Source organism: Shewanella sp., assembly GCF_048265805.1.
Lineage (GTDB): Bacteria > Pseudomonadota > Gammaproteobacteria > Enterobacterales > Shewanellaceae > Shewanella.
Map to the genome: position 1 here is coordinate 1 of NZ_JBLXAT010000020.1, position 15,537 is coordinate 15,537.

16 protein-coding genes are annotated in these 15,537 nt (G+C 48.1%); 5 read left to right on the forward strand and 11 right to left on the reverse strand.

The genetic code is table 11. The features are described from left to right. Window positions 1-127: 127 nt before the first annotated feature. From ACN0TT_RS13910 to ACN0TT_RS13935, 6 genes are all read right to left on the reverse strand, one after another. Window positions 128-1,270 (reverse strand): JmjC domain-containing protein, encoded by a 1,143-nt coding sequence (locus ACN0TT_RS13910; RefSeq protein WP_417762751.1) that lies wholly within the window; start codon window positions 1,268-1,270, stop codon window positions 128-130. A gap of 65 nt (window positions 1,271-1,335) precedes the next feature. Continuing rightward, window positions 1,336-2,706, reverse strand: coding sequence for an adenylosuccinate lyase (gene purB, locus ACN0TT_RS13915; RefSeq protein WP_417762752.1), 1,371 nt, complete (start codon window positions 2,704-2,706; stop codon window positions 1,336-1,338). A gap of 26 nt (window positions 2,707-2,732) precedes the next feature. Next, window positions 2,733-3,350, reverse strand: coding sequence for a high frequency lysogenization protein HflD (hflD, locus tag ACN0TT_RS13920; RefSeq protein WP_417762753.1), 618 nt, complete (start codon window positions 3,348-3,350; stop codon window positions 2,733-2,735). A gap of 8 nt (window positions 3,351-3,358) precedes the next feature. Next, window positions 3,359-4,474 (reverse strand): tRNA 2-thiouridine(34) synthase MnmA, encoded by a 1,116-nt coding sequence (gene mnmA / locus ACN0TT_RS13925; protein WP_417762754.1) that lies wholly within the window; start codon window positions 4,472-4,474, stop codon window positions 3,359-3,361. A 101-nt stretch (window positions 4,475-4,575) separates the two neighbouring features. Next, entirely contained in the window at window positions 4,576-5,061 is a 486-nt protein-coding gene (locus tag ACN0TT_RS13930; protein WP_417762755.1) for an NUDIX hydrolase, read from the reverse strand. A gap of 27 nt (window positions 5,062-5,088) precedes the next feature. Beyond that, a complete protein-coding gene (locus ACN0TT_RS13935; RefSeq protein ID WP_417762756.1) occupies window positions 5,089-5,802 on the reverse strand; it encodes a pseudouridine synthase in 714 nt (237 codons plus the stop codon). 256 nt (window positions 5,803-6,058) lie between these two features. Here ACN0TT_RS13935 and ACN0TT_RS13940 point away from each other — a divergent pair, with 256 nt between their 5' ends. Beyond that, entirely contained in the window at window positions 6,059-8,284 is a 2,226-nt protein-coding gene (locus ACN0TT_RS13940; protein WP_417762757.1) for an NADP-dependent isocitrate dehydrogenase, read from the forward strand. Window positions 8,285-8,386: 102 nt separating this feature from the next. Here ACN0TT_RS13940 and cspD read toward each other — a convergent pair whose 3' ends face one another. Next, window positions 8,387-8,593 (reverse strand): cold shock domain-containing protein CspD, encoded by a 207-nt coding sequence (cspD, locus tag ACN0TT_RS13945; protein WP_417762758.1) that lies wholly within the window; start codon window positions 8,591-8,593, stop codon window positions 8,387-8,389. A 609-nt stretch (window positions 8,594-9,202) separates the two neighbouring features. Between cspD and clpS the strand changes: the two genes are divergently transcribed. Next, window positions 9,203-9,511 carry an ATP-dependent Clp protease adapter ClpS gene (clpS, locus tag ACN0TT_RS13950; RefSeq protein ID WP_417762759.1) on the forward strand — a complete coding sequence of 103 codons (309 nt, stop codon included), beginning with the start codon at window positions 9,203-9,205 and terminating at the stop codon, window positions 9,509-9,511. Between the two features lie 34 nt (window positions 9,512-9,545). Beyond that, window positions 9,546-11,807 (forward strand): ATP-dependent Clp protease ATP-binding subunit ClpA, encoded by a 2,262-nt coding sequence (gene clpA, locus ACN0TT_RS13955; RefSeq protein ID WP_417762760.1) that lies wholly within the window; start codon window positions 9,546-9,548, stop codon window positions 11,805-11,807. Window positions 11,808-11,942: 135 nt separating this feature from the next. On the opposite strand, the gene infA is transcribed toward clpA, so the two are convergent. The 3 genes from infA to aat all read right to left on the reverse strand — a co-directional run bounded on the left by infA (window position 11,943) and on the right by aat (window position 13,652). Further along, on the reverse strand, window positions 11,943-12,161 hold the full coding sequence (gene infA / locus ACN0TT_RS13960) for a translation initiation factor IF-1 (RefSeq protein ID WP_037439960.1): 219 nt from the start codon (window positions 12,159-12,161) through the stop codon (window positions 11,943-11,945). Window positions 12,162-12,238: 77 nt separating this feature from the next. After that, window positions 12,239-12,952 (reverse strand): arginyltransferase, encoded by a 714-nt coding sequence (locus ACN0TT_RS13965; RefSeq protein ID WP_417762761.1) that lies wholly within the window; start codon window positions 12,950-12,952, stop codon window positions 12,239-12,241. Next, complete coding sequence (gene aat, locus ACN0TT_RS13970) at window positions 12,942-13,652, reverse strand: leucyl/phenylalanyl-tRNA--protein transferase (protein ID WP_417762762.1); 711 nt, start codon at window positions 13,650-13,652, stop codon at window positions 12,942-12,944. Before aat ends, ACN0TT_RS13965 begins: the two co-directional genes overlap by 11 nt. Before the next feature lie 52 nt (window positions 13,653-13,704). Here aat and ACN0TT_RS13975 point away from each other — a divergent pair, with 52 nt between their 5' ends. Further along, a complete protein-coding gene (locus tag ACN0TT_RS13975) occupies window positions 13,705-14,181 on the forward strand; it encodes a glycine zipper 2TM domain-containing protein (protein WP_417762763.1) in 477 nt (158 codons plus the stop codon). 36 nt (window positions 14,182-14,217) lie between these two features. Here ACN0TT_RS13975 and ACN0TT_RS13980 read toward each other — a convergent pair whose 3' ends face one another. After that, window positions 14,218-14,568 (reverse strand): hypothetical protein, encoded by a 351-nt coding sequence (locus tag ACN0TT_RS13980; RefSeq protein WP_417762764.1) that lies wholly within the window; start codon window positions 14,566-14,568, stop codon window positions 14,218-14,220. A 193-nt stretch (window positions 14,569-14,761) separates the two neighbouring features. Between ACN0TT_RS13980 and ACN0TT_RS13985 the strand changes: the two genes are divergently transcribed. After that, window positions 14,762-15,514: a Nif3-like dinuclear metal center hexameric protein gene (locus tag ACN0TT_RS13985; protein ID WP_417762765.1), complete on the forward strand. Its 753-nt coding sequence runs from the start codon at window positions 14,762-14,764 to the stop codon at window positions 15,512-15,514. Window positions 15,515-15,537 lie beyond the last annotated feature (23 nt).

A 15,537-nucleotide genomic window follows, 5' to 3' on the forward strand; every position in this document is an offset into this window, starting at 1 on the left:
CGTGAGCCTTCAAATCAACTCACTTCATTAGATCAAAGTCCTAGATTGACGTCCAGGACTTTGTCAGCAGTCTGAAACCGCTCATTTGAGCGGTTTTTATTTGCCTAACGCTGGCTGAACTTGTGGTTTACTCGTCCGCATCAGCCAAGTAGAACCAACCTTTTTCTAGCAGCGAGAGCAATAGGGGTTGCAGACTGCTCGATTGATTTAGCGCTTGTAGTGCCGCACCGCTAAATTCAGTGTTGTCACTCAATTGCTGCGCCAGTTCAGCATCTTGCGCGTCAAACGCAAATGCTTCGCCATTGATAAATAAGCGTTGTTGCAGGTCGTTTTCCAGCAGCAGTACTTTTAAGCCGCCAATACGTTTGAGAACTGCACCTTGGTCAATGGCATCATTGAGGTCGTCGGCAGTGACGGGTTCGCCTTCGCAGATATCTAACTCAAAACGGTTTTGACTGAGCAGTTTACCCAACATGGTTTGGTAGTATTGCGGCTCTTCTGCCAACTGCTTAAGTAACGCCATCATGCCGAGTTGTTGCGCTTCTGCCACTAGGCCTTTGCCTGCAGTATCGGTTGTTGAGGTAAAGCGGCGATGGCCGACGTTTTCATCAATCAGATAATCTGCCAGTTGGTTCATCAGCTCTTGCTGACTTGGCGCGCGGAAACCGATGGAATATGACAGCGCTAAGGTCAGGGTAAAACCTTGGTGTGGGAAGCCTGGTGGAATGTATAACATGTCACCGGGTTCCAAAATGTCATCAATGATTGGGCTGAAGTTTTCAATCAACGGTGACGTGAGGTTACCGCCGCGTTGTTGATGGCTACCGATGTCACCTACCGTCCAACGGCGGCGACCTTCGCCTTGAATGATGAATACATCGTATTGGTCGATATGCGGGCCAACACCGCCGCCCGGTGTGGCAAATGACACCATCAGATCGTCAAAGCGCCAATCCGGCAGAAAGCGGAACGCTTCCACCAAAGGTTGGCTTTCGGGATACCAATGGTTTACGGCTTGTACCAACAACTGCCAGTTTTCTTCGCCGTATTGGTCGTAATCTTCAAATGGGCCATTGACCACTTGCCAATCTTTGCCATCGTTTTGGGTCACGACGATACGTGAGGCCACTTCCTCTTCACAAGCAAGGCCCGCCAGTTCATCGGCAGCGATTGGGTCGGCGAAGTTCTTAAACGCCTGACGGAAAATCATCGGCTTTTTCTGCCAGATGTTGTTAAGAAAATCTTGCTTATCCAGCGTGAGTTGGTACATATTTCTTCCTACAATGAAAAAGGCGGCCACTAAAAGTGCCCGCCCAAGATCTTATTCCGTGACGCTTATTTCAAGTCGTCAACGAAGGCTTCAGCGCGGCCTATATAAGTGGCAGGCGTCAGCTGTTTGAGCTCAGTCTTCACCGTTTCTGGCAGCTCCAGCGTGTCGATAAAGGCGGCCAGCTGTGCGCCATCAATGCGTTTACCGCGAGTCAGCTCTTTCAACTTTTCGTATGGCTTTTCGATACCATAACGACGCATCACGGTTTGTACTGGCTCTGCCAATACTTCCCAGTTGTGATCTAACTCGTCGCGCAGATGTTGTTCGTTCACTTCCAGTTTGCTGATGCCTTTCAATGTGGCTTGATAAGCAATCAGTGAGTGAGCAAACCCGACACCTAAGTTACGCAGCACAGTAGAGTCAGTCAGATCACGCTGCCAACGAGATACTGGCAGTTTGCTGGCTAAGTGTTGCATCAATGCGTTAGCAATCCCCAAGTTACCTTCAGAGTTTTCGAAGTCGATTGGGTTAACTTTGTGCGGCATAGTCGATGAACCGATTTCGCCAGCAATGGTTTTTTGCTTGAAGTGACCCAGTGCAATGTAGCCCCAGATATCACGGTCGAAGTCGATCAAAATGGTGTTGAAGCGGGCAACCGCGTCAAACAGCTCAGCAATATAATCGTGCGGTTCAATCTGGGTGGTGTATGGGTTCCAGTTCAAACCTAGGCTAGTCACAAAGCGTTGTGACAGCGCGTGCCAGTCAACTTCTGGATAGGCAGACAAGTGAGCGTTGTAGTTACCTACGGCACCGTTGATTTTGCCCATGATTTCGACGTTAGCAATCTGCTTCAGTTGACGCTCTAAACGTACAGCAACGTTCGCCATCTCTTTACCTAAGGTAGAAGGTGAGGCGGGTTGACCATGAGTACGTGACATCAATGGCACGGTTTTGTAGTTGTGTGCCAGCGCTTTTACGCCATCAAGGATTTTGTTGAGGTATGGCAGCAATACGTGATCGCGCGCTTCGGTCAACATCAGCCCGTGTGACAGGTTGTTGATGTCTTCAGAGGTACAAGCAAAATGAACGAACTCACCAACAGCGCTCAGTTCAGCGTTATCAGCGATTTTTTCTTTAATGAAGTACTCCACCGCTTTCACATCGTGATTGGTGGTGGCTTCAATGGTTTTTACGCGCTGTGCGTCGTCTACACTGAAGTTGTCGCGAATGTTATCCAGCAGTGCCAATGCGCTTTCGCTAAATGGTGGCACTTCTTCGATTTCTGGGCAGCTAGACAGCAGCTTCAACCAGTTAATTTCGACCTGTACGCGATACTTGGTTAGACCGTACTCGCTGAATATCCCCCGAAGCTCGGTGGTTTTACTACCATAGCGCCCGTCAACCGGGGAGATAGCAGTCAGTGCGGAAAGATCCATTGTAAGCTCCTTGATGAACTCGTTTTTTAATGTAGGGTAAGAAATTTTGTCGCCGCATCGACAATCGCTTTACGGGTGAACACCAGTTGACGGCGTTTACCGCCCAGCTGACGCCAAAGCACGGCGCTGCGCATTGCTGCAAGCAACAAGGCGCGGATTTTATGTTGTACTAAAGGTTGTTTCAGCACGTGTGGATTGCCAGAAATTTGGATTTTCGGGCCAATGTTACTGATCACGTCGCTGTAAATGCTGGCGAAATTATTGATGACTTGTTCATCAGTAATTGAAAAGTGTTGCAGTTGGCGATGAACCTGATTGATGCGCTCTGACAGCACATTGAGCGCGCCATTATTGCGACTGAGTTTGCGCTCTAGCGATAGCAAACCGACGAGATAGCGGGTGATTTCCACATCTTTTTGCTGGCTATCGCCGAGTTGATTAAGCACCCAGCGAAAGCCGTTAGCCAACACTTGTTTGTCGGGATAGATATCGTCAATGGAGTCGGGTTCCGTCACTAGAATGGTATTGAGCGCGGCGGCCAACTGTTGCTCGTCGGTCTCGCCGTGCCGAGCAATATACTGAACTTGGGCGATGGCTTGCAGCGTGGCCGCCAGCGCCATGGTTCTGTTTTCGATACTATCCATTGCGTCCTTTACTCTTTGATTAAGCGGTCAATAATGCCACCGCCAAGACAGACTTCACCGTCATAAAATACTGCTGATTGCCCAGGTGTTACCGCCGCCACAGGCTCATTAAAGCTGACTAATAATTCACCGGCTTCGTTATATTGTACTTGGCAAGGCACATCGGCTTGGCGGTAACGGGTTTTCACCGTGATACGGCTACCTGCTTCCGGGCCTTGGCGATCAACCCAATCAAGTTGATTGGCGACTAACCCGTTGGACATCAACCGCGGGTGATGGCCGCCTTGTGCAACAATCAACACATTACGGGTTAAATCTTTATCAACGACGTACCATGGATCATCGTTGCTGTCTTTCATGCCACCGATACCTAAGCCTTTACGTTGGCCTAGGGTGTGGTACATCAGCCCTTGGTGTTTACCAATCTCTTCGCCGTCCACGGTTTCAATCACACCGGGTTGCGCGGGAAGGTAGCGGCTGAGAAATTCGGTAAACTTGCGCTCGCCGATAAAACAGATTCCGGTGCTATCTTTTTTCGCCGCAGTGACCAAACCTTGCTCAAGTGCGATTTCACGCACACGAGGTTTTTCTAAGTCACCGACTGGGAATAAGCTGCGACCCACTTGCTCATGACTCAAAGTATAGAGGAAGTAGCTTTGATCTTTGTTACCATCGACGCCGCGTAACAGCGTGGCTTTGCCATTGAGTTCACCGCGGCGCACATAGTGGCCCATGGCGATATAGTCGGCATCGAGAATATCTTCAGCAAAGTCGAGAAACGCTTTAAATTTGATCTCTTTGTTGCACATGATATCGGGGTTAGGTGTGCGACCCGCTTTGTATTCTGCCAAGAAGTATTCGAATACGTTGTCCCAATATTCGGCAGCAAAGTTAACTGTGTGCAGTTTGATCCCCAGACGGTTACATACCGCTTGCGCATCTTTCAAATCTTCAGCCGCTGAGCAATATTCGGTGTCATCGTCTTCTTCCCAGTTCTTCATGAACAGGCCTTCCACTTGATATCCTTGCTGCTTTAATAGATACGCAGAGACTGAGGAATCAACACCACCGGACATACCGACGATGACTTTTTTAGCGGATGGATTGGGATCAGTAAAATTCATATGAGGCTAACAACCATTGAACAGCAAATATTAATAGCAACAGGCCAGAACAGTTTGTTCTTAAAAATGACCAATCGCCCGACTTTATTAGGGCGCGTATTCTAGCACGCATCGGCCGCTGGAGCTAATGTCAGAAAGCGTGAATTTAAGTAATCGAGTGGCAATTTTTCCCCACGCAGATAAGCATCAATGGTATCGAGCACGAGCGGGCTGCGTAGTTGGGCGTGCCGTGCAGTTATTTCATCATACGTTAGCCAGTGAGCGGCGCTGATATCGCTATCTTGTGGCTGTGTTGGTTGCGGCTCAGTTAACGAACAGCAAAAGGTAAAACGCAGAAAGGCTAAATCGGCACTGGCGGAGAATTGGTCGATACGTACCAACGCTGCGGGGGTGAGAGTCAAGCCTGTTTCTTCTAGCACTTCGCGTTCACAGGCCATCACTAAACTTTCGTGCGCTTCCAAGTGCCCAGCCGGTTGATTGAATCTTTGCTCGCCGTTGATCCATTCCTCAACCAATAAAAATTTACCCGCAGCTTCAATCACACATGCCACGGTAACATTGGGGCGATAACGTTGTTTTTCGGCCATGATAGGGTCCTGTTCACTTGTTATTAGTTAGCTTTGTAGCAGTTGCGCAATCTCGGCTTGGCTCAGTTCACAATAGCCGCCATTAGCAAGCATGGCACCGTGTTGCAGCAATGATGTGTTACCGATACTAAAGCGGATCAGTCGCAAGGTTGGATAACCTACGTGCGCTGTCATGCGTCTCACTTGACGGTTGCGCCCTTCACGGATGGAGATTGCCAGCCAAGTGGTAGGAATATTGGCGCGTTCGCGAATCGGCGGATTGCGTGGCCAAACATTTGGTGGACTGATACGTGTTACTGTCGCGGGCAAGGACATGCCGTCTTTTAGCTCGACGCCTGTTTCAAGTGCGGTGATGGCGCTATCACTGACATCACCTTCCACCTGCACCCAATAGGTCTTGTAGGTGTGTTTATTGGGGGCGGTGAGTTTCGCTTGTAGTTGACCGTTATTGGTCAATAGCAGTAATCCTTCGCTATCTCGATCAAGCCGACCCGCAGCATAGATATTTTCAATCTCGATAAAATCTTTCAATGTTTGCCGCCCCTGTTCATCAGTGAACTGACACAGCACATCAAACGGCTTGTTAAACAGCATCACACGAGTATCTGTAAGGCTTGGTGGTTTGCTCTGCCGACGACGAGAGGACGCTGGACGGGCGCGCGCCCTTGACGAATTGATAGTTGGTCGTTGGGAGTGACTACGGTTAGTTTTTGATTTTATTGCGGGCTTTTTGGCTGGCATGCTTATCGGTGCTTTCGCTGGTTCGTTTTAAATAAGGGATTTCAATCGGACAATAGTCTAGCGCGATAAAGCATAATGCGGAATTTGAATCTTTGAAAGAATGCACTATGATGATTGCCAAAATGTGATCTATACCCCGCAGTTGATAGGTGTTTTATATATCTAACTTATTGAATCTTAAATCATAAATATTTATGACCAAGTTCTCGGGGCGTAGTTCCTACTTTGTTTCTTGCATGTACGCATAGGACTGAAAATGACTGACAAAACCCCAACTATCATCTACACGGAAACAGATGAAGCGCCTGCGCTGGCCACCTTGTCATTGCTGCCAATCATCAAAACCTTCGTTAAACCTGCCGGTATTGCGGTGGATACACGCGATATCTCTCTGTCAGGCCGCGTCATTGCCGCGTTCCCTGAGCGTCTGACTGATGCGCAAAAAATTGGTGACCATCTGGCTGAGTTGGGCGAACTGGCCACTAAGCCAGAAGCAAATATCATCAAACTGCCGAACATCAGTGCTTCTATTCCGCAGTTGCGCGCCTGTATTAAAGAGTTGCAAGCACAAGGTTACGATCTGCCTAACTATCCTGAAGAGCCTGTAACGGCTGAAGAGAAAGAAGCCAAAGCACGCTACGACAAGATCAAAGGTAGTGCAGTAAACCCTGTGCTGCGTGAAGGTAACTCTGATCGTCGTGCGCCTTTATCAGTTAAAAACTACGCGCGTAAGCATCCACATTCAATGGGCGCTTGGAGCAAAGATAGCAAAACTCACGTATCGCACATGGACGATGGCGATTTCTACGCTAGCGAGCAATCGGTAACGTTAGCTGATGCTGATAGTGTCAATATCGTGCTGGAGCCAACTGCGGGTGCCCCCGTCCGTTTGAAAGCGGATTTAAAACTGTTAGCGGGCGAAATCATCGACGCATCAGTAATGAGTGCGGCAAAATTGCAGGCATTTTTCGAACGAGAAATCGAAGCGGCGAAATCGCAGGATATTTTGGTATCGCTGCACTTGAAAGCCACCATGATGAAAGTATCAGACCCAATTATGTTTGGTCTGGCAGTTAAAGCTTATTATAAAGCGCTGTTTACTAAATATGGCGAGACCTTCAAATCACTGGGCGTGGATGTGAAAAACGGCTTTGGTGATGTGGTTGCGAAAATTGCGGAACTGCCAGCGGCAGAAAAAGCAGCGATTGAAGCTGATATTGCCGCGGTTTATGCGGCACAACCGCCACTGGCAATGGTGAACTCTGATAAAGGTATCACCAACCTGCACGTGCCAAGTGACGTGATCATTGATGCGTCAATGCCAGCAGCAATCCGCGCTGGTGGTCAAATGTGGGGCCCGGATGGTCAGTTAAAAGATATGAAAGCGATGATCCCCGATCGTTGCTATGCCGGTATCTACCAAGAAACCATCGAGTTCTGTAAGGAACATGGTGCGTTTGATCCAGCCACAATGGGTACTGTGCCTAACGTTGGCTTGATGGCGCAAAAAGCCGAAGAGTACGGCAGTCACGATAAAACCTTTGAAATTCCAACTGCCGGTGTAGTGAAAGTCATCAACCAGAAAGGTGATGTGCTGATGCAACATTCAGTGGAGCAGGGCGATATCTGGCGTATGTGCCAAGCTAAAGACGCGCCAATCCGCGATTGGGTGAAACTGGCGGTACGTCGTGCCCGTCTGAGTAACACGCCAGCGGTATTCTGGTTAGATGCACAACGTGCTCACGACGCCCAAGTGATTGCTAAAGTGAACGCTTATCTGCCAGAGGAAGATACCGACGGCTTAGACATCCGCATTCTGTCGCCAAAAGATGCCGCACGTTTCTCGCTCACTCGTATGAAAGCAGGACAGGACACTATCTCGGTAACTGGCAACGTATTACGTGACTACTTGACTGACTTGTTCCCTATTTTGGAACTGGGCACCAGTGCGAAAATGCTCTCTATTGTGCCGTTGATGAATGGTGGCGGTTTGTTCGAAACTGGCGCGGGCGGTAGTGCACCAAAACACGTGCAGCAGTTCGAAGAAGAAAACCACCTGCGTTGGGATTCGCTCGGTGAGTTCTTAGCCCTTGGTGCTTCACTGGAGCACTTGAGCCAAACAACGGGTAACGCCAAAGCGCAGGTATTAGCTGACTGTCTAGATACCGCGATAGGTGAATTCTTGGATAACAATAAATCACCTTCTCGCAAAGTCGGCCAGATTGATAACCGCGGTAGCCACTTCTACCTAGCGCAGTATTGGGCTAAGGCGCTGGCATCTCAAACGGAAGATGGTGATTTAAAAGCAGCCTTTGCTGACTTGGCCAACGCATTAGTCGCGCAAGAAGATAAGATTATTGCTGAGCTAAATGGCGTACAAGGCTGCGCAGTGGATATGGGCGGTTATTATCGTCCGAACGGCGCGAAATCAGCTGCGGCGATGCGCCCCAGTGCGACATTGAATGGCTTGTTAGCCTACTGATGTTGTAGAGTAACAGCGGTAAATCTTGCCGCTGTTAACACAAATTTGAAGCAAATAAAAAGGCGGGAACTTCCCGCCTTTTATTTGAATTTTGGTCTGGTGTTATTTGACAGGAGAAATTGACGAGGCATGCATGCCTTTAGGTCCTTTCTCAACTTCAAACTGAACAGGTTGACCTGCCTTCAGAGTCCTGTAGCCATCCATGTCAATGGTTGAATAATGCGCAAAAACGTCTTCACCACCTAGATCTGGGCAGATAAACCCGAAACCTTTGGCGTTGTTGAACCACTTCACAGTTCCGCTTGCCATACATCTACTTCCTTCTACTGTTGCTCCCATTACACCGATATTCCGTTGTACGAAATATCTACTAACCGTGACAGAATGAGTTTCTCACTCGCTTATGTCAAGCATGAATTAACATAATTACAACATTTATAAGACTAAAGAATAATAAGCACGCTGTTCGGTAAAAAAAAGTAGTGTCTGCCCTTGAAAATGCATTTTCGAACAATATGTAGAGTAAAGACGAGGGTCGATTTGTCAGGGCAGTTTGAATGTTATGTCAATTAGATGAGTTAGCAACTGCGTGTTGAGTAGTCGCGCGTTAACCAAAGGCTAGCCACCTCATGGTTAGATCGCCTATGGGTCGATTTTTTAGTGGTAGACTTTGTTGCTCGAAAGCCTTACAGCACCAGTCTTGCCTAAATCACACTTCGCTCGCTGCAAAAATAACCAGCTGCTGTCAATCGCCCCGCGTTAATCAGAATTATTGATTAATCGGCACTATTTGGTTTAGACAACTTCCTTAAGTTGATCGTATAGTGAATTCATCATCAGTGAAAAATCGCACCGAGATATCGAATCATTCTATTAGAGTGGTTGGTTGAAGTGTGATAGAGATACTAGTATTGAATTATGGGAAAAAGTGGTCAGATTGAAACGGTGGAGAACGGCGTTGAAGAAGCACTGCAGCCACCACCAATGTACAAGGTAATGTTATTCAACGATGACTATACTCCAATGGATTTTGTCGTTGAGATATTGCAACTGTTTTTCAATAAGAATCATCAGGAAGCCACTGACATCATGTTATTGGTCCACCACCAAGGAAAGGCCGTCTGCGGACTCTATCCGTTCGGGATTGCAGAAACCAAAGTGGCTCAGGTGAATCAATTCGCCAGACAACATCAGCACCCACTGCTATGTTCTTTGGAGAAAGCGTAACAAAAATAGCAATCACTGAAGTTAGGGGGTGCTTATGCTGAATAAAGATCTGGAAGTCACGTTAAACTTGGCATTTCAGCAGGCCAGAGATGCACGGCATGAATACATGACCGTAGAACATCTATTGTTAGCGTTGATTGATAACCCCGCCGCGCGTGATGCTTTACTCGCCTGTGGTGCGAACATCGAGAAGTTGCGTGATGATATTGCCAGCTTCATTACGCAAACCACACCTGTGATTTCTGACGTTACTGACGAACGTGAGACTCAGCCTACATTAGGGTTCCAACGCGTACTGCAACGTGCCGTATTCCATGTGCAGTCATCAGGCCGTAATGAAGTGACTGGCGCGAATGTGTTGGTCGCGATTTTTAGCGAGCAGGAATCACAAGCCGTCTACTTGTTACGCCGTTATGACGTGACCCGCCTAGATGTGGTCAACTACATCTCTCATGGTTTCGCCAGAAATAATGATGAGTCAGAAGACAATGCCGCTAATGAAACGTCTGAAGAGCAAGCGGAAACCGTTGAAGATCGCAGCATGCTGAGTCAATTTGCTGCCAACCTTAACGAGCAAGCTGCTCAAGGCAAAATTGACCCGCTCATTGGACGTCATGACGAAATCGAACGTAGTATTCAAATTCTTTGCCGTCGCCGCAAAAACAACCCGCTATTAGTGGGGGAAGCTGGCGTGGGCAAAACTGCCATTGCCGAAGGCCTGGCTTACCGCATTGTTTCTGACGAAGTGCCGGACGTTATTCGTGATGCTACTGTGTATTCGCTCGATATGGGCGCATTGCTGGCTGGTACTAAGTATCGCGGTGACTTTGAGAAGCGGTTGAAAAATCTGCTCAAAGAGTTAACCGCCGATAAACAAGCGATTCTGTTTATTGATGAAATTCACACCATTATCGGTGCGGGCGCCGCGTCTGGCGGTGTGATGGACGCGTCCAACTTGCTTAAGCCACTATTGTCTAGCGGCAAGCTACGTTGCATGGGCTCGACGACTTTCCAAGAATATCAAAGCATTTTTGAGAAAGACCGCGCACTCGCTCGGCGTTTCCAGAAGATTGATGTCAATGAACCTAGCGTAGAAGAAACGACCAAAATTTTGGAAGGGCTGAAATCACGCTACGAAGAGCATCACCATATCCGTTATACCAAAGCTGCGTTAGCGACCGCGGCACGTTTGTCTGACCGCCACATCAATGACCGTCATCTGCCCGATAAAGCGATTGACGTGATTGACGAAGCGGGCGCGCGCATGGCCATGTTGCCAGTAAGCAAACGTAAGAAAACCATCGGTGAAGCGGAAATCGAGGCGGTTATTGCTAAGATGGCGCGCATTCCTGAGAAGTCCGTATCGTCTACCGAGAAAGATGTGCTCAAGAATCTTGAGCGTAATCTGAAGATGACTGTCTTTGGTCAAGACAAAGCCATTGAGACCCTTAGCTCGGCCATCCGTTTAGCGCGTAGCGGTTTAGGTTATGACAATAAGCCTGTGGGTAGCTTCTTGTTTGCAGGCCCAACAGGGGTAGGTAAGACAGAAGTGACAAACCAGTTGGCCCAATGCCTTGGCATGAAGCTGGTACGCTTTGACATGTCCGAGTATATGGAAAGTCACACTGTGTCGCGTTTGATTGGTGCGCCTCCTGGATATGTTGGTTTCGATCAAGGCGGTTTGCTGACCGATGCAGTCATTAAGAACCCACATTGCGTGGTGTTGTTGGATGAGATCGAAAAAGCACACCCGGATATCTATAACTTGCTGTTGCAGGTGATGGATCACGGTACGCTGACGGACAACAACGGCCGCAAAGCTGACTTCCGTCATGTCACCTTAGTGATGACCACCAACGCGGGCGTACAGGAAACAGTGAGAAAATCGATCGGCTTCAAACAGCAAGATCACAGCCACGATGCGTTGTCAGAGATCAACCGCGTGTTCTCACCGGAGTTCCGTAACCGTCTTGATGCCATTGTTTGGTTCAACAGCCTAGATATGACCATCATCGCGAAAGTGGTTGATAAGTTCTTGGTTGAGCTGCAAGCCCAACTGGATGCTAAAGGCGTTATGCTGGACGTTTCCGACGAAGCGCGAACGTTCTTGGCTGAGAAAGGCTACGATAAATCGATGGGTGCACGTCCAATGGCGCGTGTGGTGAAAGACTTGCTGAAACGGCCGTTAGCTGATGAAATTCTGTTTGGTAAATTGGAATTCGGCGGCGTAGCGAAAGTAGATATAGTTGATGGTGAGTTGAATATTCAGGTAGGTACCCCTGAAAAAGTCTCTTAATCGGTAAATCTCATCCATAAAAAATGGCTGCATATGCAGCCATTTTTATTGTGGCATCTTAACAGGCTATAAAGAATAATCCCCTCTGCTCATGCTATGCACCAGCAGTGACCAGTTATTACGTTGGCATGGATTTTAGCGTGCGCGGAAGACGATACGGCCTTTGCTCAAATCGTATGGGGTAAGTTGGACGGTGACTTTATCACCAGTCAGGATACGGATGTAGTTTTTACGCATTTTACCGGAAATATGTGCAGTCACAACGTGACCGTTTTCCAGCTCAACTCGAAACATCGTATTTGGCAAGGTTTCAAGGATCGTCCCTTGCATCTCAATACTGTCTTCTTTCGCCATTAAATTTTTGTCCTGTTAGCCTCTAGGAAATAAAAACCGCCGTATCATGCCGTAATTTTCCTCGAGTGTAAAGGTGTTTAGGGTAACGTATCCTGATTTTGCCAGCCAGCTTGGGTCAAAATTTGGTAGGGTCGATAAAGGCGTTTGTAATTCATCTTACGGTTATCATCTATTTGATATCCCAAATAAAGAAACGCTTTATTCATTGACGCTGCCAATTTGCATTGCTGCAAAATCATAAAACTGCCTAATGACCGTTGGCTGAGATCTGGCTCAAAGAAACTGTATACGGCTGACAAGCTATTTTGCAGTAAATCGGTCACGGCAACGCCGATAAGTTTGCCGTCCAAATGTAGTTCTAGTAACGCAGATTGCATCCAGTCGCAGCCTACAAAACCTTGGTATTGCGCTAAAGTTGGCGGATACATCGGGCCGTCATAATGGCGTGCGCTGATATAACGCTCGTATAAGGCGTAGTGTTCATCACGAAATTGATTGCTCACTGCAATCTCAATGTCATGATTTTTCGCCAAGGTTCGTTTTTGTCGTTTCGATGGCACAAACCGAACGACAGGAATACGTATCGGTTGACATGCCTGGCATTGCGGGCAGCGGGGCTTATAGATCATGCTGCCGCTACGGCGAAATCCCATCGAGAGCAAGCGTTCAAACAGTTGTGATTGCATCAAAGGTTCTTTGATCACCAGCAGTTGTTCCTGCCTGTCTTCGAGGTAGCTACATGGAAATGTTTGGGTTAGACCAACATCAACGGTCTGGTGTTCAGAGTGCAATTGTAACCTCTTGCTTATCCCAGCAGTGAGCGGCAGTAACACCATCGCGCAGTTGCTGTAGTTGGCTAATAAAATCCTCGCGTTTTAACGCTTTTGCCCCTAATGATAGCAGGTGAGGGTTCATCACTTGGGCGTCAATGAGTTGATAGCCTGCTGCTTTTACGTGCTGGCTAAGCATCACAAACGCCGCTTTTGAGGCGTTATTCTCGCGGTGAAACATCGACTCACCACAAAACACTTGGCCGACATTGATGCCATAAAGGCCACCAACGAGACGTTCATTCTGCCATACCTCAATCGAGTGGGCGCGGCCCATTTCATGCAGCTGTTGGTACGCGAGTCGAATCTCGCCAGTGATCCAGGTTCCGGCTTGCTGCTCGCGTGGCATGGCGCAGCCCGCAACTACATCGGCAAAGGCATGGTTGATCGTAAACCGCCACGGTGATTTTTTGATAAACTTACGTAAACTACGGCTGACATTTACCTCATCAGGGAGGAAAATGGCTCTTGGGTCGGGTGACCACCACAAAATAGGATCTTCGTGGTTAAACCAAGGGAAAATGCCTTGGTAATATGCTGATAACAATCGTCGAGGATGCAGATCGCCACCCACTGCCAGTAACCCGTTCGGTTCCGTTAAAGCCAACTCGGGCGCCGGAAACGGGTCAGCAATACCTTGCAGAAAAGAGAGAGTATTCACAGTTTTATAGGGTCACTCAGAGTTGGTTCACTAAGTTAACGGGACTCAGCATATGTGGAAAATATTAATCTTCGTCGTTAGCCTGTCAACGTTAGCGCTTTTCAATAGCATAGCGCAAGCGGAGCAGTTTCCCCGCAATCAGGCTATGCCTGTTGAAAACGTTGTGTATGGCACACTTACATCGATTCGCGATGTTTCTCGTACTGAATTGGAACGGGACAAAAACCGTGGTTGGAAAACCTTTGGTGGTGCCTTGCTCGGTGGGGTGATTGGTAATCAGTTCGGCAGTGGTCATGGCCGAGATATCACCACGGTATTAGGTGCCTTAGTCGGTGGTGGCATTGGACATTACCAATCCAATGATGTGCGCGCGCGGCAGATACCGTTGCAGGAGTTGATGATTCAGCAGGATGATGGACAGCAGGTGATGGTAGTGCAAGAACCCGCAGCAAATATGCCGTTGCAATCAGGCGACAAAGTTCGCGTCGTGTATTTTAAACAAGGCGTGCGAGTAGATAAGGCGATGTAAACGCCGTATTGACGTTCACATCTAAGTCATGACGGATCAGAAACCACGTGGTAACTTGTTGCCGCCCTGTTGTGACAGCTTTTCGCGCCATAACTGCTTAGGTGTTTTACCTTGACCGTTGCTGCTGGCCGCAGTTTTTGGTGCAGCAGTTTTTGCTTTGGCCGCTGGCGCTTTAGTGGTCTTGGTTTTTGCTGCCGCTGTTGGCACCGTCGCTTCGGGCGCATCCAATTCCGCTAACATCTGTTCTAACTCCGCGAAGCGAACCGATTTTTCACCATCGATTTTGTACCAGCTACCGCTTTGTTCGATACTGATAGCTTTTCCCTCGCGCTTTGAAAGAGCTGCTTCCAATTGGCTGATGACATCTTCTTTAGTCAGTTTGGTCATTGAATTAGGCCTATTTATTGTAATGTTGATTTCAAAGTTCGAAGGATTTTATAGAGCAAACTGGGTGAAAGTCCAATTTGAGCGCAAAAACGAGCGCAAAAACGTTAGATTGACACAAATTTTACCCTAAAACAGCGGTTTTAGAGGATTGTGGTACTATGCGCCACACATTGTTGATGAGGGGAGGTCCTACATGCAGCGACAAGCGCTTGACGCCTATTTAAAAGACTATTTACAGAGTGAACGTTTTAGAGATTATGCGCCGAATGGGCTTCAGGTTGAGGGTAAGGATGAGATCCACACCATAGTGACAGGGGTGACCGCTTGCCAAGCACTGATCGAGCGTGCCATCAAGTTAGGTGCTGATGCCTTGTTAGTCCATCATGGTTTTTTTTGGAAAAGCGAACCCGCGACCATCGTTGGTATGAAGCAACGCCGCATTAAGGCACTATTAGCCCACGATATTAGCCTATTTGGTTTCCACTTACCGTTAGATGGTCACCCAGTGATTGGTAATAACGCCCGCTTGGGCGAAGTGATTGGTTTTGAAAATGTGCGAATTGTTGAGCAAGTGCCGCAAAATCTGTTGTGGTGTGCCGAGCTGACCGCGCCAGTCACTCCCTCAGAATTTACCGCGCGTATCACCGAACGACTTGGTCGAGCACCAATTCACTTAGCGGCAGCGAAAGAGATGATAAGTTCTGTGGCGTGGTGTACCGGTGGGGCGCAAGATTATATTGATACCGCTTATGAACTTGGCGTTGATGCCTTTATTAGTGGTGAAGCTTCAGAGCGAACATTCCATAGTGCCGTTGAGCAAAACGTGCATTATTTTGCTGCGGGGCATCATGCGACTGAGCGTTATGGTATTGAAGCGTTAGGTCAGCATCTGGCAGATAAATTTGGTCTGCAGCACTATTTTGTGGATATCGATAATCCAATTTAGCCGTTATGTATGAGTGCGGCCTC